Genomic DNA, 23,096 nt, shown 5'->3' on the forward strand with positions numbered 1-23,096 from the left:
GTTTAGTATAAAATAAGACTTGGTGATTATTATGCAATATGGTTAGTATTTTTTTTTTGATATTTTATTAGAGTAAGAAATGTCGTTATTCGTTCATAAATATGGTGGGACATCGATGGGCTCTATTGAGCGCATCAGAAATGTAGCTTGTCGAGTTGCAAAGTGGCATAGGGCTGGTCATCAGGTTGTAGTAGTTCCTTCTGCGATGTCTGGTGAAACTAATCGTTTGTTAGGTCTTGCGAAAGAATTAACTCCTTTTCCTGATACTAGAGAATTAGACATGATAGCAGCTACTGGCGAGCAAGTTAGTAGTGCCTTGCTAGCAATTGCATTGCAATCTGTAGGTATATCTGCTAGAAGTTACGCTGGATGGCAAGTGCCTGTCAAGACAGATTCTTCTTATGGTAAGGCAAGGATTATGTCGATAGATGGAGACCATATTCTTTCTGATTTAAAGCAAGGTCGTGTTGTAGTAATAACAGGTTTCCAAGGTGTTGATCAGGAAAATAATATTACAACTTTAGGTCGTGGAGGGTCTGATACATCAGCAGTTGCTATTGCTGCAGCTTTAAAAGCTGATGAGTGTTTAATCTATACTGATGTAAATGGTGTTTATACAACCGATCCCAGGGTTGTTCCAGAAGCAAGATGTATGCCTAGGGTATCATTCGAAGAAATGTTGGAAATGGCGTCTCTTGGATCTAAAGTTTTACAAATACGTTCTGTTGAGTTTGCTGGCAAATATAGTGTTCCAATAAGAGTCTTATCATCATTAACTGATGCTAATATTTCTTTAGATGAAGAAATGTATTCTGGAACACTAATAAATTTTGAGGAAAATAATAATATGGAAGCTGCTGTAGTGTCTGGTATAGCGTTTAGTAGAGATGAGGCTAAGATTACATTAATAGCAGTACCTGATACTCCAGGTATTGCTCATTCTATACTTGGCCCTGTTGCTGCGGCTAATATAGAAGTTGATATGATTTTGCAAAATCAATCTGTTGCAGGATGTACTGATTTTTCTTTTACTGTGAACCGTTCTGATTTTAAACGCACATTAGATCTTTTGGAAAATGATGTTGTTCCTGCTGTGCAAGCAAGAGAGATAAGCACAGATGATAAGGTAGCTAAAGTATCTATAGTTGGTGTTGGAATGCGTTCTCATGTAGGTGTTGCTAGCTTGATGTTTAAAACATTGTCTCAAGAAGGCATAAACATTAAAATGATAAGTACCAGTGAAATCAAAACTTCTGTTATAATAGATGATAAATATATGGAATTAGCCGTACGTTCTTTGCATAAAGCATTCGGTCTAGAACATGGTTCCGATAGTAGTGTAGCATAGAGTTATTTTGGAGGCGTGCCCGAGTGGCTGAAGGGGCTCCCCTGCTAAGGGAGTGTGTGGCAAAAACTGCACCGTGAGTTCGAATCTCACCGCCTCCGCCAGGTTTTTTTTGATGCTGTTTTTTTTATTGTAATTTATTTAGTTATTATTTATAATATATCATCCGATAGTTATTATACTGTTGGTATAATACAGCTAGTCAAAAGCTAGCTGTATTATATTTGTTTTGCAGATATTTTTTATTAAATGCGCCCGTAGCTCAGTTGGATTAGAGTACTTGGCTACGAACCAAGGGGTCGTGGGTTCAAATCCTGCCGGGCGCACCAGTATTTTTTAAAGTCTAGGAATGTGTCTTTGCCATCCTAGACTTTTTTATATTATTTGGTTTAAAAATTAAACAGTTTATATAAGAACTTGTTATTATTAAACTTTTCCATGATGTTCATTGAATTATTAATAAACTTGTCCACAATTTATGTTAATAAGTTTATTGTAGTAGATCATCGTCAAGAAAACTAGGTATTGGAATAATGTTGATTCCTTCTTCTTCTAGCTCTTTTTTTTCCTCAAGTGATATGTTACCTTTTATTGAAGTTTTTTGAGATTCTCCAGAATGTATCATTCGAGCTTCTTCTGCAAAGTTGTTTCCAACATTTTCTGCTTTATTTATAATTTGACGTAGATTTTCTATAGTTTTAGCTTGCTGTTCTAATGATTTATCACGGATATCATTATTGGATTGTGTTTTTTCTAAAGCAATTGATCCTTTTTTTCCTATATATGGTGTTGATAGTAGTTTTGATATTGTCGATGAAGAACAAATAGGACATGTTATAAGATTTTTGGATATTTGTTCTTCGTATTCATTATGAGAACGAAACCACCCTTCAAACATATGGTCATTATTGCAATGCAAATTAAAAACTTTTATAGTCATTATATGATACTGTTAATTAGTATAGACATAAATGAATTTATGTCTATAAAGTTAATTTACTATTTTTCTATATTCATCTGTTCTAGTGTCAATTTCTATTTTATCACCTATTTTACAGAATAAAGGAACGCTTATTTCAAATCCGGTATTAAGTTTTGCTGGTTTCATAACTTTTCCAGAAGTATCTCCTCTAACTGCAGGTTCTGTATAGACTATTTCTCTTACTACTATTGTAGGTAAATCGACTGATATTGCTTTATTATTGTAAAAAACTACCTCTACCTGCAAATCATCTTGAATGTATTTAAGTACATTTTCCATACACTCTTTTTCTATTTCATATTGGTTAAATTCATTATCCATAAATACATACATAGGGTCACTATAGTACGAATATACACATTCTTTTTTTTCAAGTTGTACTATTTCGAATTTTTCATCGGCTTTATATACTGATTCACTAATGGATCCAACAAGTAAATTTTTGAATTTCATTTTAACAACAGCAGAATTTCTGCCTGATTTGTTATATTCAGTACGTTGTACTACAAGAGGCTCTCCTCCGATCATTACAACATTTCCAGTTCTTAGTTCCTGGGCAGTCTTCATTAAAAAACTCCGATATTATAAATTTATTAATTAAATATTTTCCTTGTTTGAAAAATATAACATTCTATATTTTGTTTGACTAATCTTGAAAAGATTAAATCTTCTTAAAAAGGTTATAAGATTTTAACTTTTTTAAAATGTTTTGTGCAGAATTTTAATAGTCTATAGGATAATGAGCTTTGTTGACTTTGATTATCTGACCAATTTTTAGCATGTTCTTGCCATTTTATCCAGTTTTGGTCTGAAAACGATTCTTGGACGCTTTTAATTAGAGGATTTGAATTATTTTGATTCCAAGAGTATATTAATTGTTTAACAGAAGATGGTGGATTATAAATATCTATCCAGCAATCTAATTTGTTAATATGAATATTATCTTTTTGTTTATATATATTCCAAACCAAAGGGCGACCAGACCATATAGCTCTTATGAAAGAATCTTCTCCTCTAACAAAATTTATATCCATACTCCAAAGTAGTTTATCAAAATCATTTTGGTTAACAAAAGGTATTTTAATAATCTTTATCATTTCATTATTATAGTATTTTGCAAATTCAAGTATAGGATTTCCTAGATTTGCAAGAATAACTATTTCTTTATATAGTTTTTTGAATCCTTTTATTATATCTGTAATTGGTGTTGTATTATAGCAGAATAGATAGCAAAAAATTTTGTTAGATCTTTCTTCTAATAAGCTATTATCTAGCCCCAATGTTTTTAAAAAAGATATTTGAGATGATAAAGATTGTTGAAAAACGTTTCTTGTTTTTATTAGATTAGGTTCTAAAATTAGTCCTCCAGTTTTATTATTAAAGCCAGGGAAGAAGAAAAATTTATCACTGTTGTTTGATGTTTTAGAGGGAAGCAAATGATAATCCTCTATCCAAGATTCAGCTGTTAGATATTCTATAGTTAGCCAACAAGATTTGTTCTTTATAATTTTTTGCATATATGCATCTGGAATATTACAACTAAATGTTTCTATAATTAATTCTGCTGGTTTAATTTTTAATACATGATCACTATTCCAATCTAATATTGTTATGTTATCGATTACCTGATATTTGGAACTCGGGTTTATTTCGGATCTTATTGATGAAAATGTTGTTAAATTATCTACAATTAATCTTACGACGCAGTTATAGTTATTAGCTAAATCATTAGCTAATCTCCAAGAAAATCCTATATCTCCATAGTTATCTATAACTTTACAAAAAATATCTATTTTCATTATTGCATATCTATAATTAATGTTATTATAATATCAAGGATAGTTAGCATACTTTAAGAATATAAATTAGTCTTAATGTTGCTATTGAGATATTTTATTTTTTGATAAAAATGTTGACATTGTCTTCTTTATATTAGACAATAGTCATCTGTTTCGCAAATAATTGAGTTTGTGAATTTAAGTGATCTTTAACAATTGAACAATCGATAATTGTGGGTACTTGATAGTAGTTTTTAGACATATAATATATGTCGTGCTAAAAACAAACAAGTAAGTACTCATTAAATTATAACTTTTTTCTCAGAGAGATCTGAGAGACCTGTTTATTTTTTTGAGTGAATCGTAATTTCAAATTATTTTGAATTTGCGCAATACAGAGATTAAACTGAAGAGTTTGATCCTGGCTCAGATTGAACGCTAGCGGAATGCTTTACACATGCAAGTCGAACGGCAGCACGAACTTCGGTTTGGTGGCGAGTGGCGGACGGGTGAGTAATATATCGGAACGTGCCCAGTAGAGGGGGATAACTACGCGAAAGCGTGGCTAATACCGCATATTCCCTCAGGGGGAAAGCGGGGGATCTTCGGACCTCGCGCTACTGGATCGGCCGATATCGGATTAGCTAGTTGGTGAGGTAATGGCTCACCAAGGCAACGATCCGTAGCTGGTCTGAGAGGACGACCAGCCACACTGGGACTGAGACACGGCCCAGACTCCTACGGGAGGCAGCAGTGGGGAATTTTGGACAATGGGGGAAACCCTGATCCAGCCATTCCGCGTGTGCGATGAAGGCCTTAGGGTTGTAAAGCACTTTTGGCAGGGAAGAAATAGCATCGGCTAATATCTGATGTGAATGACGGTACCTGCAGAATAAGCACCGGCTAACTACGTGCCAGCAGCCGCGGTAATACGTAGGGTGCGAGCGTTAATCGGAATTACTGGGCGTAAAGAGTGCGCAGGCGGTTCGGAAAGAAAGATGTGAAATCCCAGGGCTTAACCTTGGAACTGCATTTTTGACTACCGAACTAGAGTGTACCAGAGGGAGGTAGAATTCCGCATGTAGCAGTGAAATGCGTAGATATGCGGAGGAACACCTATGGCGAAGGCAGCCTCCTGGGGTAACACTGACGCTCAGGCACGAAAGCGTGGGGAGCAAACAGGATTAGATACCCTGGTAGTCCACGCCCTAAACGATGTCAACTAGCTGTTGGGATCTTCGGATCTTAGTAGCGCAGCTAACGCGTGAAGTTGACCGCCTGGGGAGTACGGTCGCAAGATTAAAACTCAAAGGAATTGACGGGGACCCGCACAAGCGGTGGATGATGTGGATTAATTCGATGCAACGCGAAAAACCTTACCTACCCTTGACATGTCTAGAATCCCGAAGAGATTTGGGAGTGCTTGCAAAAGAACTAGAACACAGGTGCTGCATGGCTGTCGTCAGCTCGTGTCGTGAGATGTTGGGTTAAGTCCCGCAACGAGCGCAACCCTTGTCATTAGTTGCTACGAAAGGGCACTCTAATGAGACTGCCGGTGACAAACCGGAGGAAGGTGGGGATGACGTCAAGTCCTCATGGCCCTTATGGGTAGGGCTTCACACGTCATACAATGGTCGGGACAGAGGGCTGCCAACCCGCGAGGGGGAGCTAATCCCACAAACCCGATCGTAGTCCGGATCGTAGTCTGCAACTCGACTACGTGAAGTCGGAATCGCTAGTAATCGCGGATCAGCATGTCGCGGTGAATACGTTCTCGGGTCTTGTACACACCGCCCGTCACACCATGGGAGTGGGTTTTACCAGAAGTAGTTAGCCTAACCGCAAGGAGGGCGATTACCACGGTAGGATTCATGACTGGGGTGAAGTCGTAACAAGGTAGCCGTATCGGAAGGTGCGGCTGGATCACCTCCTTTAAGAGCATATAAACTACATATTAAGTTCCCACAATTATCGATTGTTATTTAGCTGAGATTGGTAGTAAGCAGGGTTGTGACAGATTCTTCATTGGGGTTTGCCCAAAGTTATGCTAACCCTATAAATGCATGGGTCTGTAGCTCAGCTGGTTAGAGCACCGTCTTGATAAGGCGGGGGTCGTTGGTTCAAGTCCAACCAGACCCACCATCTGTTTGAGCGATACCTTTCTGTAGTACTATGGGGGTGTAGCTCAATTGGGAGAGCGCCTGCTTTGCAAGCAGGAGGTCATCGGTTCGATCCCGTTCACCTCCACCAAGTTAGAATTTAATCTTTAGGCTTGTTTCAAGTTTAAAAATTAAGTTTTATTAGCTGATTGTTCTTTAAAAATCTAGAAGAGACGCAACATAAATATGTATATATTATATATTTTGTATAATATATATAATTAGGGTTGTGATTGCATTAATTATAATTATGTTCTTTGAGAGTAAAATCTTTAGAATATTTATGAACAGCACAAACATGTAGTTAACTTTAATTCATATAGCCTTTAGTGTTATAGGATCAAGTGAATAAGTGCATATGGTGGATGCCTTGGCGATCACAGGCGATGAAGGACGTAGTATCTTGCGAAAAGCTGCGGGGAGTTAGAAAACAAACTTTGATCCGCAGATCTCCGAATGGGGAAACCCACCCTCTTAAGAGGGTATCACTGACTGAATATATAGGTCAGTAGAAGCGAACCGGGTGAACTGAAACATCTAAGTAACTCGAGGAAAAGAAATCAACCGAGATTCCGAAAGTAGTGGCGAGCGAAATCGGATCAGCCTTTACGTTATAGCGTTATTGATAGTCGAAAAAGATGGAAATCTTTGCCATAGTAGGTGATAGCCCTGTAGACGAAATCTTTGATGTGGAACTAAGCGTAAGAAAAGTAGGGCGGGACACGCGAAATCCTGTTTGAATATGGGGGGACCATCCTCCAAGGCTAAATACTCGTGATCGACCGATAGTGAACCAGTACCGTGAGGGAAAGGCGAAAAGAACCCCGGGAGGGGAGTGAAATAGATCCTGAAACCGTATGCATACAAACAGTAGGAGCGGATTTATTCCGTGACTGCGTACCTTTTGTATAATGGGTCAGCGACTTACATTCAGTGGCAAGCTTAACCAAATAGGGGAGGCGTAGCGAAAGCGAGTCCGAATAGGGCGATTTAGTCGCTGGGTGTAGACCCGAAACCAGATGATCTATCCATGGCCAGGTTGAAGGCACGGTAACACGTGCTGAAGGACCGAACCCACTAATGTTGAAAAATTAGGGGATGAGCTGTGGATAGGGGTGAAAGGCTAAACAAATCTGGAAATAGCTGGTTCTCTCCGAAAACTATTTAGGTAGTGCCTCACGTATTACTGTATGGGGTAGAGCACTGTTATAGCTAGGGGGTCATGGCGACTTACCAAACTATGGCAAACTCCGAATACGTACAAGTACAGCGTGGGAGACAGAGCACCGGGTGCTAACGTCCGGACTCAAAAGGGAAACAACCCAGACCGCCAGCTAAGGTCCCAAATTATTGCTAAGTGGGAAACGAAGTGGGAAGGCATAGACAGTCAGGAGGTTGGCTTAGAAGCAGCCACCCTTTAAAGAAAGCGTAATAGCTCACTGATCGAGTCGTCCTGCGCGGAAGATGTAACGGGGCTAAGCAATAAACCGAAGCTGCGGGCGTGTTTTATTACACGCGGTAGGAGAGCGTTCTGTAAGCCTGTGAAGGTAGCTTGTAAAGGCTGCTGGAGGTATCAGAAGTGCGAATGCTGACATGAGTAGCGATAAAGGAGGTGAAAAGCCTCCTCGCCGTAAGTCCAAGGTTTCCTGCGCAACGTTCATCGGCGCAGGGTGAGTCGGCCCCTAAGGCGAGGCAGAGATGCGTAGCTGATGGGAAACTGGTTAATATTCCAGTACCATTGTACAGTGCGATGGGGGGACGGATCGTGGAAAATCATCAGGGTGTTGGATATCCCTGTTGCTGCATTATAGATGGTGATTAGGCAAATCCGGTCACGTAATTCAAGGGTGTGGCACGAGCGGATAAATTTCGCGAAGTGATTGGAAGTGGTTCCAAGAAAAGCCTCTAAGCTTCAGCTGTACAAGACCGTACCGCAAACCGACACAGGTGGACGGGATGAATATTCTAAGGCGCTTGAGAGAACTCAGGAGAAGGAACTCGGCAAATTGATACCGTAACTTCGGGAGAAGGTATGCCTCATTATTGTGATGAGCTTGCGCTCAAAGCATGAAGAGGCCGCAGATAATCGGTGGCTGCGACTGTTTATTAAAAACATAGCACTCTGCAAAGACGAAAGTCGACGTATAGGGTGTGACGCCTGCCCGGTGCCGGAAGGTTAAGTGATGGGGTGCAAGCTCTTGATCGAAGCCCCGGTAAACGGCGGCCGTAACTATAACGGTCCTAAGGTAGCGAAATTCCTTGTCGGGTAAGTTCCGACCTGCACGAATGGCGTAACGATGGCCACACTGTCTCCTCCTGAGACTCAGCGAAGTTGAAGTGTTTGTGATGATGCAATCTACCCGCGGCTAGACGGAAAGACCCCATGAACCTTTACTGTAGCTTTGCATTGGGTTGTGAATAATCTTGTGTAGGATAGGTGGGAGGCTTTGAAGCATGACTGCTAGGTTATGTGGAGCCAACCTTGAAATACCACCCTGGATTGTTTGCGATTCTAACCTTGATCCGTTATCCGGATTTGGGACAGTGCATGGTGGGCAGTTTGACTGGGGCGGTCTCCTCCTAAAGAGTAACGGAGGAGTTCTAAGGTACGCTAGGTACGGTCGGAAATCGTGCTGTTAGTGCAATGGCATAAGCGTGCTTAACTGTGAGACTGACACGTCGAACAGATGCGAAAGCAGGACATAGTGATCCGGTGGTTCTGAATGGAAGGGCCATCGCTCAACGGATAAAAGGTACTCTGGGGATAACAGGCTGATACCGCCCAAGAGTTCATATCGACGGCGGTGTTTGGCACCTCGATGTCGGCTCATCTCATCCTGGGGCTGTAGTCGGTCCCAAGGGTATGGCTGTTCGCCATTTAAAGAGGTACGTGAGCTGGGTTTAAAACGTCGTGAGACAGTTTGGTCCCTATCTGCCGTGGGCGTTGGATACTTGACAGAGCCTGCTCCTAGTACGAGAGGACCGGAGTGGACGTACCTCTGGTGTACCGGTTGTCATGCCAATGGCATAGCCGGGTAGCTAAGTACGGAAGAGATAACCGCTGAAGGCATCTAAGCGGGAAACTCGTCTGAAGATAAGGTATCCCGGGGACTAGATCCCCCTAAAGGGTCGTTCAAGACTAGGACGTTGATAGGTCGGGTGTGTAAGTACAGTAATGTATTAAGCTAACCGATACTAATTGCCCGTGAGGCTTGATCCTATAACTCTACAGGTTATTAAGATAATTATATGTTATGTTATTAATTAAGGTTCTTACATCCTAATTTATATTTTTGTTGCTTCTTCTAGATTGTTTTTATGTTTGTTATTTTTTTAGACAAACAGTGTACAGGTTATGCCTGATGACTATAGCAAGGTTGTTCCACTCCTTCCCATCTCGAACAGGACAGTTAAACGCCTTTGCGCCGATGATAGTAGACTTTTAGTCTGTGAAAGTAGGTTATCGTCAGGCTATTATTTAAAACCCTACAGATAAAAGTCTGTAGGGTATTTTTGTATCTAAAATTAATTCTTAATAATTAATCTCTATGATATTTTATATGTGGCTATATTTATGGCTATATTTATGAGTTCTGCCCATAAATTTTTTGAATTTCCTGCTTCATCTATGCCTTTAATCCTTAAATCAATATTATGTAGTTTATTTATTATTGTATATAAGAAATTCTTGTTGATATGTAGACTATAATTTTCGATTAAATTCCTATGATTTCCGAAAATTTTATTATTATTAAAAATATTGTGGATTTGTTCTTTAGGTGCTTCTATTAAAAGACCTATAATTCTGATGTCTTCATAAATTGCCCATAAAATTAAAGCAGGATGTATATTTTCTTCTTGTAAATATAATATTATTTCTAATATTTTAGGTATTTTTTTTTGAAAAATAGATAATCTAAAGTCATATATATTATATTTTGAATTATTAGATACAATGCTATTTTTTATAGACTCTTCATTTATATATCCTTCTCCAAATATTAAACCTAGTTTAGTAATTTCTTGGTTGGCAAGAACTAAATTATTATCAACCTGATTTGCTATCCAAAATAATGAACTGTTATCAATATACTGTTTTTGTAATAATAATCTTTCTTTTATCCAAAATGGTAATTCATTACTCTTGATGTTGGGTATATTAATTGTGATTCCTAATTTTGTTAGAGATTTCATCCAACTGCTATTTTTTGTATTTATATCTTTTTTGGGTACTTGAATAATCAGGATAGTATCTTTTTGTTCTGCTAAAAAATTTGCTATTTTGATTATATATTCAGAACCTATTTTTCCTGGGGATGCATTTGTTATATCTATATTAAATATTCTATATTTTTCAAATAAAGATATTGATTTTATGTTTTCCATGAATTCACTCCAATCACTATGTGAATCCATGGATGAATTATAAAAATATATAAATCCTTGTTTCTTAAACTCGGATATAATATTAAATTTGCATTCATTTACTAAAAGTAATTCATTACCTAATAGTATATAAATCGGTGAAAAATATTCTTCTTTCTTTAAGAATTTAGTTATATCTTTATATTCAATATATTTATGCATTTTTTATAAGTTTAATATTTCAAAAACAATTGAAATATTAAATAATTATTATCTATATAATATTTTAATTATTTTCTAATACTATATTTATTAGTTTATTAGGTACAACAACAATACGTTTAATAACATTACTATTAATATATTTTAAAATATTGGGTTGTGCTAAAACTATTTTTTTGATTTCTTCTTCATCTTGATTATAAGCAACATTTACTGAGCCTCTTAGTTTGCCATTAATTTGTATTACTATTTTTGCATCAGTTGTTACAAGAGCTTCTTTTCGTATCTTAGGCCATGGTGCATCAATTAAATCGCCATGAATATTTTTATATCCAAGTTCATTCCAAATTTTCCATGTTATATGAGGAGCTATTGGATATAATACTCTGAGAATTACACCTAAAGACTCTGATATTGCGATATTATAAGTTGTATCTATAATTGTATTTACTTGCAAAAATTGCTCGATAGAATTCAACATTTTCATGGAGGCAGATACAACGGTATTATATTGCAATCTGTCGTAATCATGATTAATTTGATTTAACAGAGAATATACATTGAAATATAATTCTTTTATAGATTCATTTTTACTTATATCTATATTATTTTTCTCTTTGCAGGAATTTATATAACTAATGTTATCTTTATTGTTGTAACAAACTCTCCATAGTTTACGTAAATAACGATTAGCACCTTCTATCCCTGCATCAGACCATTCTAGTGTTTGCTCTGGTGGGCTCGCAAATATAATAAATAAACGAGCTGTATCTGCACCCCATTTTTCTATAATTAATTGAGGATCAACTCCATTATTTTTTGACTTAGACATTGTACCAATGCCATTATAGGTAACTGAGCTAGAATCTTTTTTTAGCAGGTAATTAGTTGCTATACCATTTTCATTATATATAGTTTCAATATCATCTGGTTTGAAATATTCTATTCCTCCATTTTTTGTCTTTCTAGAAAAAATATGATTCAATACCATACCTTGACATAATAGCTTGGTGATAGGTTCATCAAAGTTGATTAGATGCATATCTCTCATGACTTTGCACCAAAATCTTGTATATAATAGGTGTAGAACAGCATGTTCTATACCACCAATGTACTGATCCATTGGCATCCAGTAGTCATTTCTATTATCTACAGGTAGATTGTTATTATCAAAAGATGTGTAGCGCATAAAATACCAAGAAGAATCTATAAAAGTATCCATGGTATCAGTTTCTCTTTTTGACCTGGCACCACATTTTGGACATATGCAATTTATGAAATCTTCATTTTTATCTAAAGGATTACCATTCCCTTCAGGAGTAAGATTTTCTGGTAAAACTACTGGTAAATTATCATAAGGTACAGGTACTGAGCCACAGTTATTGCAATGAATAATAGGTATAGGTGTTCCCCAGTAGCGTTGTCTAGATATACTCCAGTCTCTTAGTCTCCACATAACTTTGCTTTGACCTAATTTTTCGCTTATGAGTCTGTTACTGATAGTATTTGCCGCTGATTTGCAGTCTAAACCATTATATGGTCCTGAATTAATAATATATCTATCTTTTGTTTCCTTATACCAGTCATACCATATTTTTGAATCAAACTCTTTATTTTTTGGAGATGATACTACTTGTTTAATATTTATTTCATATTTCTTAGCAAAAACAAAATCCCGCTCATCATGAGCTGGCACTCCCATGATTGCTCCATCACCATAGTTTATAAGAACATAATTAGAAATCCATATTGGAATTTCTTCATTTGTAATTGGATGTATAGCATTAAATCCAGAATAAATACCTTGTTTTTCCTTGGTTGATATCTCAGCTTCTGTAGTAGTACCCAATTTATTTGATTTAATAAACTTTTCTATAGAACTATTATTTTTAGAAGCATAAATAGATATTGGATGTTCTGTTGCTATTGCACAAAATGTTGCTCCAATTATAGTTTCTGGACGAGTTGTAAAGACATAAAGATTTCCATCTTGGATTAATTTATTATTTATATCTTTTATTTGATGCTTGAATGCAAAACGTAAACCTTCAGATTTACCAATCCAATTGGATTGCATTGTTTTTACTTTTTCTGGCCACAATTTTAGTTTATCTTCTAAGTCACTCAGTAACTCTTCAGCATAATTTGTTATTGACAAATAATAACCAGGTATTTCTCGTTTTTCGATTAATGCTCCAGAACGCCATCCATGACCATTTATAACTTGTTCATTTGCTAAAACAGTCTGATCTACAGGGTCCCAATTTACTATTTGAGTTTTGCGATAAACTACACCATACTCCAACATTTTTAAAAATAGCCATTGAGTCCATTTATAATAGGAAGGATTGCAAGTACATATTTCTCTTGTCCAATCAATAGATAGACCAATGCTTTTCATTTGATTTTTCATGTAATCAATATTATCATATGTCCATTTTGCTGGAGGTATTTGTGATTTTATAGCTGCATTTTCTGCTGGCATGCCAAAAGCATCCCATCCCATTGGCATAAGTACATTAAATCCATTCATGCGTTTATGGCGAGCCATAACATCATTAATAGTATAGTTGCGAACATGGCCCATATGTAGTTTGCCACTAGGATAAGGCAACATAGAACATGCATAGAATTTAGGTTTTAACGACCCATCTTTATTTTTAGTATTTTCATGTACTAAGTAGGTTTTGTTGGATTGCCAAAATTCTTGAGATTCTGATTCTATAGTTTTGTGATTATAATGTTCTTGCATAATAGGATAGCGCTATTTTAAATTATAGAAACTTTTATAATATTATATTTATAATACACAGTTTTTAACTGATTTATAAAAGACAAGTAGTAAATTTAAAAAAGTGACGTTTATTTAGATAGTAAAATTGAGCTATATATTATATAGCTCTAGGGGCATGATTTTTTGATTAATACCATGCCCTTTATATTAATGATATACTGCTTATACAATAAAGATACTGATTAATATATTGCTTATTTAAGTTTGATTTCTTTATATTCAACATGTTTACGAGCAACTGGATCAAATTTTTTTAGTAACATTTTATCAGGAGTGTTACGTTTGTTTTTTGTTGTTGTATAAAAATGACCAGTGTTAGCAGTTGATTCCAATTTAATCTTTTCTCTCGCTCCTTTTGCCATACTATATTCCTATTTTATTTTGGTTAATGCCATTTTATGATTGTTTTTGATTTAAAACACTTAGTACAGATTCTATTCCATACTTATCTATAGTTCTTATGGCCTTGGTTGAAACTCTTAAACGTATCCATCTATTTTGATCTTCTAACCAAAATCTACGAGATTGTAGATTTGGTAAGAATCTGCGTTTTGTTTTATTATTAGCATGGGATACATTATTTCCCACCATAGGTCCTTTACCAGTTATCTGACACATTTTTGTCATGGAATCACCTTATATAGGAGAATTTATTTTGAAGAATACTATTAATGAAATGATAAAGTTTTTCTATTTATAGGCAAAGCATATCAAATACAGTTCTCTTAAAAAGAAATAAATATTAATTCGAAAAGGAAACATTATATAATGCCTGTATTATAATGCAATATATTTAATGAGAACATAAACGATATTTTAACTTAAAATTTTCTAATATATAAAAATCAAAAATTAATTCTGAATCATTTACACTGTTATTCTAGTTAGTTAATCATATAACGTCAATGTGCTGTTTTTTATTTTTGTTCAATTTATTATGATCTTGGTACTTATTAGTTATTAATAATTAAATTGCGTATGCAATGATCGATTATGTTTATGTTCCATATCATATATAATAACATCTAATTGATGCATATTTTTATAGTAAACATTTTATAAGTAGATAATAACTAATATCTTTTTATGAAAACATACAAATAGAGAAATATTATGATAGAACTGGGTATTAATATTGACCATGTTGCTACTTTAAGACAACAAAGAAATACTTATTATCCTGACCCTTTAGCTGCTGCTTTATTAGCAGAAAAGGCTGGAGCTGATTTGATTACTCTTCATCTAAGAGAGGATAGAAGGCATATACAAGATAAGGATGTTTTTAATATTCGTGCCAATATAGTTGGCAAAATGAATCTGGAGTGTGCCATTACTAAAGAAATGCTAAATATTGCTGTTAAAGCACGACCAGATATAGTTTGTCTTGTTCCGGAAAGAAGGCAAGAGCTAACAACTGAAGGTGGATTAAATATAATAAACTCATCAGAAGTGGTTTTTAATGCAGTTAAATTTCTTCAATCCAATGGAGTAAGAGTTTCTATATTTATTGATCCAGATATTAATCAGATATATGAAGCAAAACGGATAGGAGCTGATGCTGTAGAGCTACATACCGGTAGATATGCTGAAGTTTGTAATTGTAATGAGAGAGATAGGGAAATAGATAGATTGAAAAAGTCTGTAGATATGGCTTTAAGTTTAGGATTAAAAGTTAATGCTGGTCATGGTTTGCATTATGATAATATCAAGAATATTTTAATAATAAATGGAATTAGTGAATTTAATATAGGACATTCAATAATTAGTAGAGCAATTTTTAATGGATTATTTTCTGCTGTTAAAGAGATGAAAGATCTTATAAATACTATTAAATTTTGATTAAATTTATGATTTTAGATTCTAATTATATATCTGGAATTGGTATAGATATTTTATCAGTTAAGAGAGTAAATTCACTTTTTGTGAAATATAAGTATAAATTTTTAGATAAAGTTCTGGGTTCTCTTGAGAGAGATTGTTTCAATAAGCGCTTTGATGCGAATTATCATAGAGGCATAAGATATATTGCAACTAGAATTTCTGCTAAAGAAGCTCTTTCAAAAGCTATGGGTATTGGAATGACCTTTCCTCTATCTTGGTCTAGTATTGAAATACTTAACTCATTTAATGGTAAACCTTATTATTTTTTTTCTTCGGATTTAGATAAATGGATTAAAGAAAGATATGGTGTTATACATATTTCACTAAGTGATGAGCATGATTTGGTTATGTCTAATGTAATCATAGAGAATAAGAAGATTTAATATTTGATATTTTTGTATAGCATATTAGAATATAATGACAGCTTCTTTTAATTTTAGCGCTTTTTCAAAAAATATTCCTCATTTACCTGGTATTTATAAGTATATTGATATTGAAGGTAATGTAATATATGTTGGTAAAGCTCGTGATTTAAAAAAGAGAATTTCTTCATATTTTAGCAAAAACTTACCAAGTATTAGAATAGAGAAGATGGTTTCAAGAATATCAGATATAGAAATTATAGTTACTAAATCTGAAATAGAGGCTTTGATTTTAGAGAACAATCTTATTAAATCTCTAAAGCCAAAATATAATATATTATTTCGTGATGATAAATCGTATCCTTATCTTAAAATATCTTTGCATGAATATCCTCGTTTACATATTGTTAGATTGAAACCAATTGTTGACCATAAAAAACTAGAAGGCCAATATTTTGGGCCATTTCCAGATAGTTATGGGGCTAGAGAAACTATCAAGATTTTGCAAAAAATATTTCGTTTGCGTACTTGTGAAGATTCAGTTTTTTTACATAGGTCTCGTCCATGTTTATTAGGTCAAATTGGTAAATGTTCTGCTCCTTGCACTAATAATATTAGTTTTGAAAATTATGACAAGAATATAAAAGAGGCGTCATTATTTTTAAATGGCAAGGCCACAACGGTTTTATCTGATCTTAAAGAAAAAATGCAAGTAGCTGCCAATACTATGAATTTTGAATTAGCAGCTACATTGAGAGATCAAATAACAGCGCTAAAAAGCGTTCTTCATAAACAAACCATGGAGAATATCGGAGTAAAAGATACTGATATTATATCGGTATTAAGAGAGTCAGGAAAAACATGTATTAATGTTGTTACGATTAGAAATGGTCGTCATATAGGAGATAAGAACTTTCTTATAGAAGTTGGAGAAGAAGAGATAAATTATGTACTAGAATCTTTTGTTACACAGTATTACTCTACTAGAGTTTTGCCTGATATTATTGTTTCTTCACATAGATTTTCTACATTAGATAATATAGATTTAATTAGTTGCCAACAGGGTAAAAAAGTTACTTTGTCTTTTAAACCAAGAGGTCTAAAGGCCTCTTGGTTAAAACAGTCTATAGAGAATTCTAAAATTTTTTTAGCAAAAAATATAGATTCACAATATTTAAGAAAATTTCGGATTAAAAATTTATTAAATGAATTAGATATTTGTGTGGAAAGTTATGAAAAATTATATATAGAATGCTTTGATATTAGTCATTATTCAGGAGAGTCAACCCATGCATCGTGTGTTGTTTTTGATAAGTGCGAAATGCAGCCTTCACTTTATAAACTTTATAAGATAGAAAATATAGCTCCAGGAGATGATTATTCTGCTATGAGTCAGGTATTATATCGTCGTTTTTCTAAATTTGAAAATATAGATATGCCTAATATAGTTCTAATAGATGGTGGTCCTGGTCAGGTTGAGGTAGCAAAAAAAATTTTTATTCAATTAGGATTGGATATAAAATTAATAATTGGAGTCTCTAAGGGAGAGGGGAGAAAAGTTGGGTTGGAGACATTGCATTTTGCTGATGAAAGATTAGCTATTTCTCTTGGTGCTAATTCTCCGGCCCTTATGTTAATTGCTTATATAAGAGATGAAGCTCATAGATTTGCTATAGAAGGGGTAAGAAATAAGATTGCTAAATTAAGAAATACGTCTTTAATAATGAATGTTGAAGGTATTGGCAAAAAAAAATCTCAAGCATTACTAAAGCATTTCGGTAGTTTACAGGATATTTCTTGTGCAACAATAGAGGAAATAATGTCTGTTGAAGGTATATCTAGATCTTTAGCTGAAAAAATATATTATTTTGTAAGGTCGTAATGTAGTATATATATTATAATTTTTTAGAAGCAGCCAGTCATAGTATGTTAATAAATATACCAATTGCCATTACTTGGATTAGAATTCTATTAGTACCATTAATGGTTTGTTTTTTTTATTTTTTTGATTATTATCTTGGAGATTTAGCACGAGATGTTGTATCTTTGATATTATTTATACTTGCTGCATTGACTGATTGGTTAGATGGTTGGTTAGCTCGAAGGTTAAATCAAACAACTTCTTTCGGGGCTTTTTTAGATCCTGTAGCCGACAAACTAATGGTTTGTTCTTCTTTAATCATTCTTTTAAAACTTGGTCGAGTAGATATACTAATAACATTGATTATTATAGGTAGGGAAATAACAGTTTCTGCTTTAAGAGAATGGATGGCAATAATGGGTGCGAGGGCTAGTGTAGCTGTAAACAGAATGGGGAAGATTAAGACACTTTTTCAAATGATAGCCATTCCATGTTTGTTATATGGTAGAGTTTTTTTAGGTATGAATTTTATGTGTATAGGTACTTGGCTAATTATTATGTCGTCAATTTTAACAGTTTGGTCTATGCTTTATTATATAAGACGTTCGTGGTATGTTTTAAAACACGCAAAATAAATTATTTTTATTTGCAAGTTTTGTAGTGTAGGGAATATATTTTAATTAATTTTGTTTAACATAGTGTGATTACAAATGGTTTTTTCTTCACAGAATTTTTTACCTGAAGACAATGAGTCTATCAGAAAAGATTGGATGATTATAAGTTTAATTACTTTTATTCATGCTTTATCACATTTTTTCCAACTAGTTTTGCCTTCATTATATGTGGCGCTTGGGTTGGAATTTGATTTAGATTTTGCTCAACTTGGCTTGTTAGCGACTATATTCTATGTGGTTTCTGGAGTTGGTCAAGTTATTTCTGGAGTTGCTGTAGATCGATTCGGACCTTTCAAGATTCTTTTATTGGGTTTAGTTTGTTTCTTATTATCTAGTTTAATGATTGCTTGTTCTTATGGCTATGTTTTTTTGATGTTCTCGGCTTTTGTTGGAGGCATAGGTAACTCAGTATTCCATCCAGCTGGATATTCAATAATTAATCAAATGGTTAGTCCAAAGAGATTAGGTTATGCTTTCAGTATTCATGCTATTGCTGGTAGTTTTGGATGGGCATTAGCTCCTATTTTTATTACTGTAGTTACTGTATTAACTAGTTGGAGAGTTGCTGCTTTAAGTGTTGCTCTTCTATTTGTTTTATCATTTTTTTTAACAAAGTCATTGAAGGCTTATATTTCAGAGTTCGAGAAAAAGAAGAATGATGAACTGAATGATTCAAATTCACCCAATATATTAAAGAAAGATTATGTTAATTCTATATTAAGACTTCTTGCTAACCCTGTTATGTGGGGTGCGTTTTTATTTTTCACAGTTACTTCATTTTCTACTTCATCTATTCAAAATTATACAATTCCACTGCTAGGTAAATTATATAACTTTAATGAATTGTTTGCTAGTTCTAGGCTTTCTGTTTATATGATAGCATCTGCTTTTGGGATGTTAATAGGAGGATGGTTATTATCAACAGCTAAGTTCAAAGAAAATAATATATTAATTTCACTAGTTATATCGGGTATATCTTTTATATTTATAGCTACCGGTGTTATTTCTGATGGTTTTGTTACATTTTTTATGATAATGGCTGGTTTTTGTTTTGGAGTTGCTGTTCCATCTAGAGATATGTTGGTTAGGAAAATTGCTAATAAACATTCTACTAGTATTGTCTATGGGTTAGTTTACTCTGGAATAGATGTTGGTTCAGCTATCGGTCCTGTCTTATTTGGGGTTATGATTGATGCTAAATTGTATAGCCTGCCATGGATAATAGCAGGACTAATGTTAATTATATCTTCTTATTTAGCAAAATGGTTAGCTGATAAACAGGCAAATAATTAGATTAAAAATCAACATGTTAGTTAGAGTGATATAACTCACTGACGTGTTGATCTAGATAAGTTTCTTATAGGGTTATATTCTGTCAAGTCTGTTGATCTCCATGGATTTATATCTATTCCGCCTCTTCTTGTATATTTACCATATACGCTTAGATACTCCGGTTTACATCGTTCATGTATATCTAGAAAAATTTTTTCTATGCAATTTTCATGATATTCAGCGTGGTTTCTGTAGGATATTATATACTTCAGAATAGATTCATGATTTATTTTAAATCCTCGATACCTTATTTGAATAGAAGCCCAATCTGGTTGCATAGTAATAGGACAATTGGACTTTAATAACCTTGATGTTAAGGTTTCTGTTATTTTTTTTGTATTTATTTTTTCATTTTCTAACAAATTTGGATCAGGATTATATATATCTGTTTTTATTTGTAAATGGTCTATACATAACCCATCTAATTCTTGAATATATATTTTTTTGAAATCTTGTGGCATTATAATATTTACTAGCACATCACTGTTAGTAGCTGATGATAAATCATTGCATATAAAATGTGTTAAATCACTGTGATTATCAAATTTCTTTTGATTAAGAGAGTTTAAGTAAATCTTTAGAGATTTTGATTCTATAATATAGTTGCTATTTGCTGGTATTTGAAATCTGCCAATTGCTATTTCTGGTTTGCCAGTTTTGTTAAGCCATGATATTTCATAGGCATTCCATATATCGAAGCCTTTGAATATTTTGTTATTTTTTAAGTATTTCCTTTTTAAAGGAAATAGTAAATTTGGGTTGTATTCTAATGGGTAGTTAGTTTGTCTACCTAAAGGGTTTTCTATTTTTTTCATTTTATATTCTTTAAATTGTTTTTATAAACATAAGTTCATTAGAGTATATATTGCGAATATGTTATTTATAATAGCTTTTTCTTGCTAATTATGTTTGTATTTTTGAATATATTTTATTGCATTCAACTCATTTTTGAGGGATTATTATGACCTTATTTGAAGGTACTGGAGCGCTACTTTCTTTGATTGCTATGTTTGGTTATATCAATCATAGATTTATAAAGTTGCCTGATATGTTAGGCATAACAGCAGTTGGCTTAGTAGTTTCTGTTTGCTTATTATTATTAAGTCTTTTTTTTCCTGAAATGGCTATAGAAGCACAGTATTTAGTTGGTATGATTGATTTTTCTGAATTAGTATTTCATGGTCTTTTGGGTCTGTTGTTATTTGCAGGAGCTTTACATGTTGATATTTCAAAAATGAGACGTTTGAAGATGCCAGTTTTTTTATTGGCTACTATTGGAGTATTAATATCAACTGCAGTTGTTGGACTTGGTTTCTTTTTAGTTACCAGTTTTTGTAATGTACATATAAGTTTTTTATGGTGTTTAGTGTTTGGTGCACTTATATCACCCACTGATCCTATAGCAGTTCTTGCTGTATTAAAAAATGCTAAGGTATCTCCTGATTTAGAAACTCAAATTGCTGGTGAATCATTGTTTAATGACGGAACGGCTGTTGTAGCTTTTATGACTTTATTAGGATTAGCTACTGGAAATACAGAATTTTCTCTTTTATCTGTTTTAATAACTCTTATACAAGAAATATTTGGTGCTGTTGTATTTGGTTTGGTGATTGGATATGTAGCTTCTTTAATGTTAAAGGATTTGGATAGTTATCCTGTAGAAATATTAATTACTTTAGCTTTGTCTACAGCTGGCTATAGCATAGCTGAACACCTACATGTTTCTGCTCCATTATCAGTAGTCGTTATAGGATTAGTAGTAGGTTATAATAGTAATTTATCAAAGGGTCATAAATCAAAAAATAGAGAATATCTATTTAGTTTTTGGGGATTGCTGGATGAGTTATTAAATCTTATATTATTTGGTTTGATAGGATTAAAAATTGTAGCTTTATCATTTAGTATAAAGAATCTATGGCTTGGTATCATAGCAATTTTTGTTGTTCTAATAGCTAGATATATTAGTGTAGCAGCTCCTATAAATATGCTTCATTACATGAAAGATAATAGGCATGCCGTAAAAATTATGACATGGGGAGGTCTGAGAGGAGGAATATCTATAGCATTATCATTGTTACTACCTTCTTTTGAAGGAAGGGAAATGTTTATTGGTGTTACTTATATTGTTGTTATTTTTAGTTTATTGGTGCAGGCTACTACTTTAGGTCCACTAGTAAAATTTTTAGACAAGAAAAATTAGTTTTTTATTATTAATATAAAAAGATTAATTTCTTAATTCTGGTGCTATTTAAATTATGATTTTTCGTTATCTTTATTTTTCTGTAATATTTATTTATAGTCTAGTTTGTTTTGATATATATGCGTCAGATTTGGAATTGTATAGAGAATTTGAGTCTTTACCTAGTTCTTTATGTGATGATTGTTTAGTTGCTCTAAGGAATAATGCTCCTGCTAATGGAATATCTTTTGAGGATTTTGACAAATTTACTAATGACATTAGACTTTTAAAAAAAACTTTTGTTCTAGCACGAAATCAGAAAGATTTACAAGAAGATTGGAATTCATATATATCAAAAGTAATTAATAAAAAGAAATGTATTGATGGTATAAAAATATTAAATGAATTTAGAGATCAATTGGTAGAAATAGGAAATACTTATCAGGTTGATCCTGAGTTATTAGTTGCTATTTTAGGTATTGAGACAAATTATGGAAAAATTTTAGGAAATACTAATGTTCTCAATGCTTGGTTTACAAGAGCTTGTACAGAAAATAATTTGTTGTGGAAGAAGAATTTTTATGCGTCAATTAAATTGTTGCGAGATGGTATAGTTAAGCCTGATAAATTCTTAGGATCTTGGAGTGGTGCTTTTGGAATGACACAATTTATACCTACATCTTTTTATGAATTAGCTGTTGATGGTGATGGTGATGGTGTTATAGATTTATATAATTCTTTTATTGATGCTATTGCTTCTACTGCAAATCATTTGAATAAACGCAACTTCAGTTGGAAATATAATATTCCAGCTGTTATAGAAGTTTCTTTACCAGAGTATTGGTTGGATAGCATAAATCTTGAAAAAGATAAAACATATTTACATATATCTGAAAAACGCAATCTTCAAGATTGGTCTATTATAGGTGTTTGTAGAATTGGTAATAGAGAATTATGTGACGAATTAACAGATAGTGAGTTGGAAACAGTCGTTTTTGCTCCAAATGGGTCTTCTGGACCATTTTTTTTAGTTACTGAGAATTTTTATTCTATATTAAACTATAATAGGTCGTATAGATATGCTCTGGCTGTTTCATTATTATTTAATTTTTTAAAGTTTGAGAATGATATTTTTAGTTCTTGGGCCATAAATAATTAGATA

At 33.6% G+C, this 23,096-nt stretch carries 16 protein-coding genes, 4 tRNA genes and 3 rRNA genes; 15 read left to right on the top strand and 8 right to left on the bottom strand.

Annotated elements, in window-relative coordinates; genetic code table 11:
* Positions 1 to 79 precede the first annotated feature (79 nt).
* From I1N47_00870 to I1N47_00880, 3 genes are all read left to right on the top strand, one after another.
* Positions 80 to 1,348, top strand: a complete 1,269-nt coding sequence (locus I1N47_00870; GenBank protein WBF65704.1) for an aspartate kinase — start codon at positions 80 to 82, stop codon at positions 1,346 to 1,348.
* A 9-nt stretch (positions 1,349 to 1,357) separates the two neighbouring features.
* Positions 1,358 to 1,449, top strand: a tRNA-Ser gene (locus I1N47_00875).
* Between the two features lie 147 nt (positions 1,450 to 1,596).
* Positions 1,597 to 1,674 (top strand) — tRNA-Arg (locus I1N47_00880).
* A 161-nt stretch (positions 1,675 to 1,835) separates the two neighbouring features.
* Here I1N47_00880 and I1N47_00885 read toward each other — a convergent pair.
* The 3 genes from I1N47_00885 to earP all read right to left on the bottom strand — a co-directional run bounded on the left by I1N47_00885 (position 1,836) and on the right by earP (position 4,126).
* Positions 1,836 to 2,285, bottom strand: a complete 450-nt coding sequence (locus I1N47_00885; protein WBF65705.1) for a DUF1178 family protein — start codon at positions 2,283 to 2,285, stop codon at positions 1,836 to 1,838.
* A 51-nt stretch (positions 2,286 to 2,336) separates the two neighbouring features.
* Complete coding sequence (gene efp, locus I1N47_00890) at positions 2,337 to 2,894, bottom strand: elongation factor P (GenBank protein WBF65706.1); 558 nt, start codon at positions 2,892 to 2,894, stop codon at positions 2,337 to 2,339.
* Positions 2,895 to 3,007: 113 nt separating this feature from the next.
* On the bottom strand, positions 3,008 to 4,126 hold the full coding sequence (gene earP, locus I1N47_00895) for an elongation factor P maturation arginine rhamnosyltransferase EarP (GenBank protein ID WBF65707.1): 1,119 nt from the start codon (positions 4,124 to 4,126) through the stop codon (positions 3,008 to 3,010).
* Positions 4,127 to 4,508: 382 nt separating this feature from the next.
* Between earP and I1N47_00900 the strand changes: the two genes are divergently transcribed.
* The 5 genes from I1N47_00900 to rrf all read left to right on the top strand — a co-directional run bounded on the left by I1N47_00900 (position 4,509) and on the right by rrf (position 9,736).
* A 16S ribosomal RNA gene (locus I1N47_00900) occupies positions 4,509 to 6,039 on the top strand.
* Positions 6,040 to 6,170: 131 nt separating this feature from the next.
* Positions 6,171 to 6,247: transfer RNA gene (locus I1N47_00905), tRNA-Ile, on the top strand.
* Between the two features lie 32 nt (positions 6,248 to 6,279).
* A tRNA-Ala gene (locus tag I1N47_00910) sits at positions 6,280 to 6,355 on the top strand.
* Positions 6,356 to 6,602: 247 nt separating this feature from the next.
* Positions 6,603 to 9,484 (top strand): 23S ribosomal RNA (locus tag I1N47_00915).
* Between the two features lie 138 nt (positions 9,485 to 9,622).
* Positions 9,623 to 9,736 (top strand): 5S ribosomal RNA (rrf, locus tag I1N47_00920).
* The 16S, 23S and 5S rRNA genes sit together here with 2 tRNA genes alongside, the layout of an rRNA operon.
* A 74-nt stretch (positions 9,737 to 9,810) precedes the next feature.
* Here the strand turns inward: rrf and holA are convergent.
* The 4 genes from holA to rpmB form a co-directional block, all read right to left on the bottom strand.
* Entirely contained in the window at positions 9,811 to 10,851 is a 1,041-nt protein-coding gene (gene holA / locus I1N47_00925; GenBank protein ID WBF65708.1) for a DNA polymerase III subunit delta, read from the bottom strand.
* A 64-nt stretch (positions 10,852 to 10,915) separates the two neighbouring features.
* Positions 10,916 to 13,603, bottom strand: a complete 2,688-nt coding sequence (locus I1N47_00930; protein WBF65709.1) for a leucine--tRNA ligase — start codon at positions 13,601 to 13,603, stop codon at positions 10,916 to 10,918.
* Between the two features lie 236 nt (positions 13,604 to 13,839).
* Entirely contained in the window at positions 13,840 to 14,007 is a 168-nt protein-coding gene (gene rpmG / locus I1N47_00935) for a 50S ribosomal protein L33 (protein WBF65710.1), read from the bottom strand.
* Between the two features lie 34 nt (positions 14,008 to 14,041).
* Positions 14,042 to 14,272 (bottom strand): 50S ribosomal protein L28, encoded by a 231-nt coding sequence (gene rpmB / locus I1N47_00940; protein ID WBF65711.1) that lies wholly within the window; start codon positions 14,270 to 14,272, stop codon positions 14,042 to 14,044.
* Positions 14,273 to 14,758: 486 nt separating this feature from the next.
* Between rpmB and I1N47_00945 the strand changes: the two genes are divergently transcribed.
* The 5 genes from I1N47_00945 to I1N47_00965 all read left to right on the top strand — a co-directional run bounded on the left by I1N47_00945 (position 14,759) and on the right by I1N47_00965 (position 19,716).
* Positions 14,759 to 15,484, top strand: coding sequence for a pyridoxine 5'-phosphate synthase (locus tag I1N47_00945; GenBank protein WBF65712.1), 726 nt, complete (start codon positions 14,759 to 14,761; stop codon positions 15,482 to 15,484).
* 8 nt (positions 15,485 to 15,492) lie between these two features.
* Positions 15,493 to 15,909, top strand: a complete 417-nt coding sequence (gene acpS / locus I1N47_00950; GenBank protein WBF65713.1) for a holo-ACP synthase — start codon at positions 15,493 to 15,495, stop codon at positions 15,907 to 15,909.
* Positions 15,910 to 15,943: 34 nt separating this feature from the next.
* Positions 15,944 to 17,770 (top strand): excinuclease ABC subunit UvrC, encoded by a 1,827-nt coding sequence (gene uvrC / locus I1N47_00955; protein WBF65714.1) that lies wholly within the window; start codon positions 15,944 to 15,946, stop codon positions 17,768 to 17,770.
* A gap of 44 nt (positions 17,771 to 17,814) precedes the next feature.
* Positions 17,815 to 18,384: a CDP-diacylglycerol--glycerol-3-phosphate 3-phosphatidyltransferase gene (gene pgsA, locus I1N47_00960; protein ID WBF65715.1), complete on the top strand. Its 570-nt coding sequence runs from the start codon at positions 17,815 to 17,817 to the stop codon at positions 18,382 to 18,384.
* Positions 18,385 to 18,459: 75 nt separating this feature from the next.
* A complete protein-coding gene (locus I1N47_00965; protein ID WBF65716.1) occupies positions 18,460 to 19,716 on the top strand; it encodes an MFS transporter in 1,257 nt (418 codons plus the stop codon).
* A gap of 35 nt (positions 19,717 to 19,751) precedes the next feature.
* Here the strand turns inward: I1N47_00965 and queF are convergent, their stop codons facing one another.
* A complete protein-coding gene (gene queF / locus I1N47_00970) occupies positions 19,752 to 20,570 on the bottom strand; it encodes an NADPH-dependent 7-cyano-7-deazaguanine reductase QueF (protein ID WBF65717.1) in 819 nt (272 codons plus the stop codon).
* A gap of 146 nt (positions 20,571 to 20,716) precedes the next feature.
* Here queF and I1N47_00975 point away from each other — a divergent pair, with 146 nt between their 5' ends.
* Complete coding sequence (locus I1N47_00975; protein WBF65718.1) at positions 20,717 to 21,955, top strand: sodium:proton antiporter; 1,239 nt, start codon at positions 20,717 to 20,719, stop codon at positions 21,953 to 21,955.
* Positions 21,956 to 22,010: 55 nt separating this feature from the next.
* The gene (locus I1N47_00980) at positions 22,011 to 23,093 is read left to right on the top strand and encodes a lytic murein transglycosylase (protein WBF65719.1); all 1,083 of its coding nucleotides are present in this window, start codon (positions 22,011 to 22,013) and stop codon (positions 23,091 to 23,093) included.
* Positions 23,094 to 23,096 lie beyond the last annotated feature (3 nt).

This window comes from Candidatus Kinetoplastibacterium crithidii (genome assembly GCA_027557655.1).
Classification (GTDB): Bacteria; Pseudomonadota; Gammaproteobacteria; order Burkholderiales; family Burkholderiaceae_B; genus Kinetoplastidibacterium; species Kinetoplastidibacterium crithidii_C.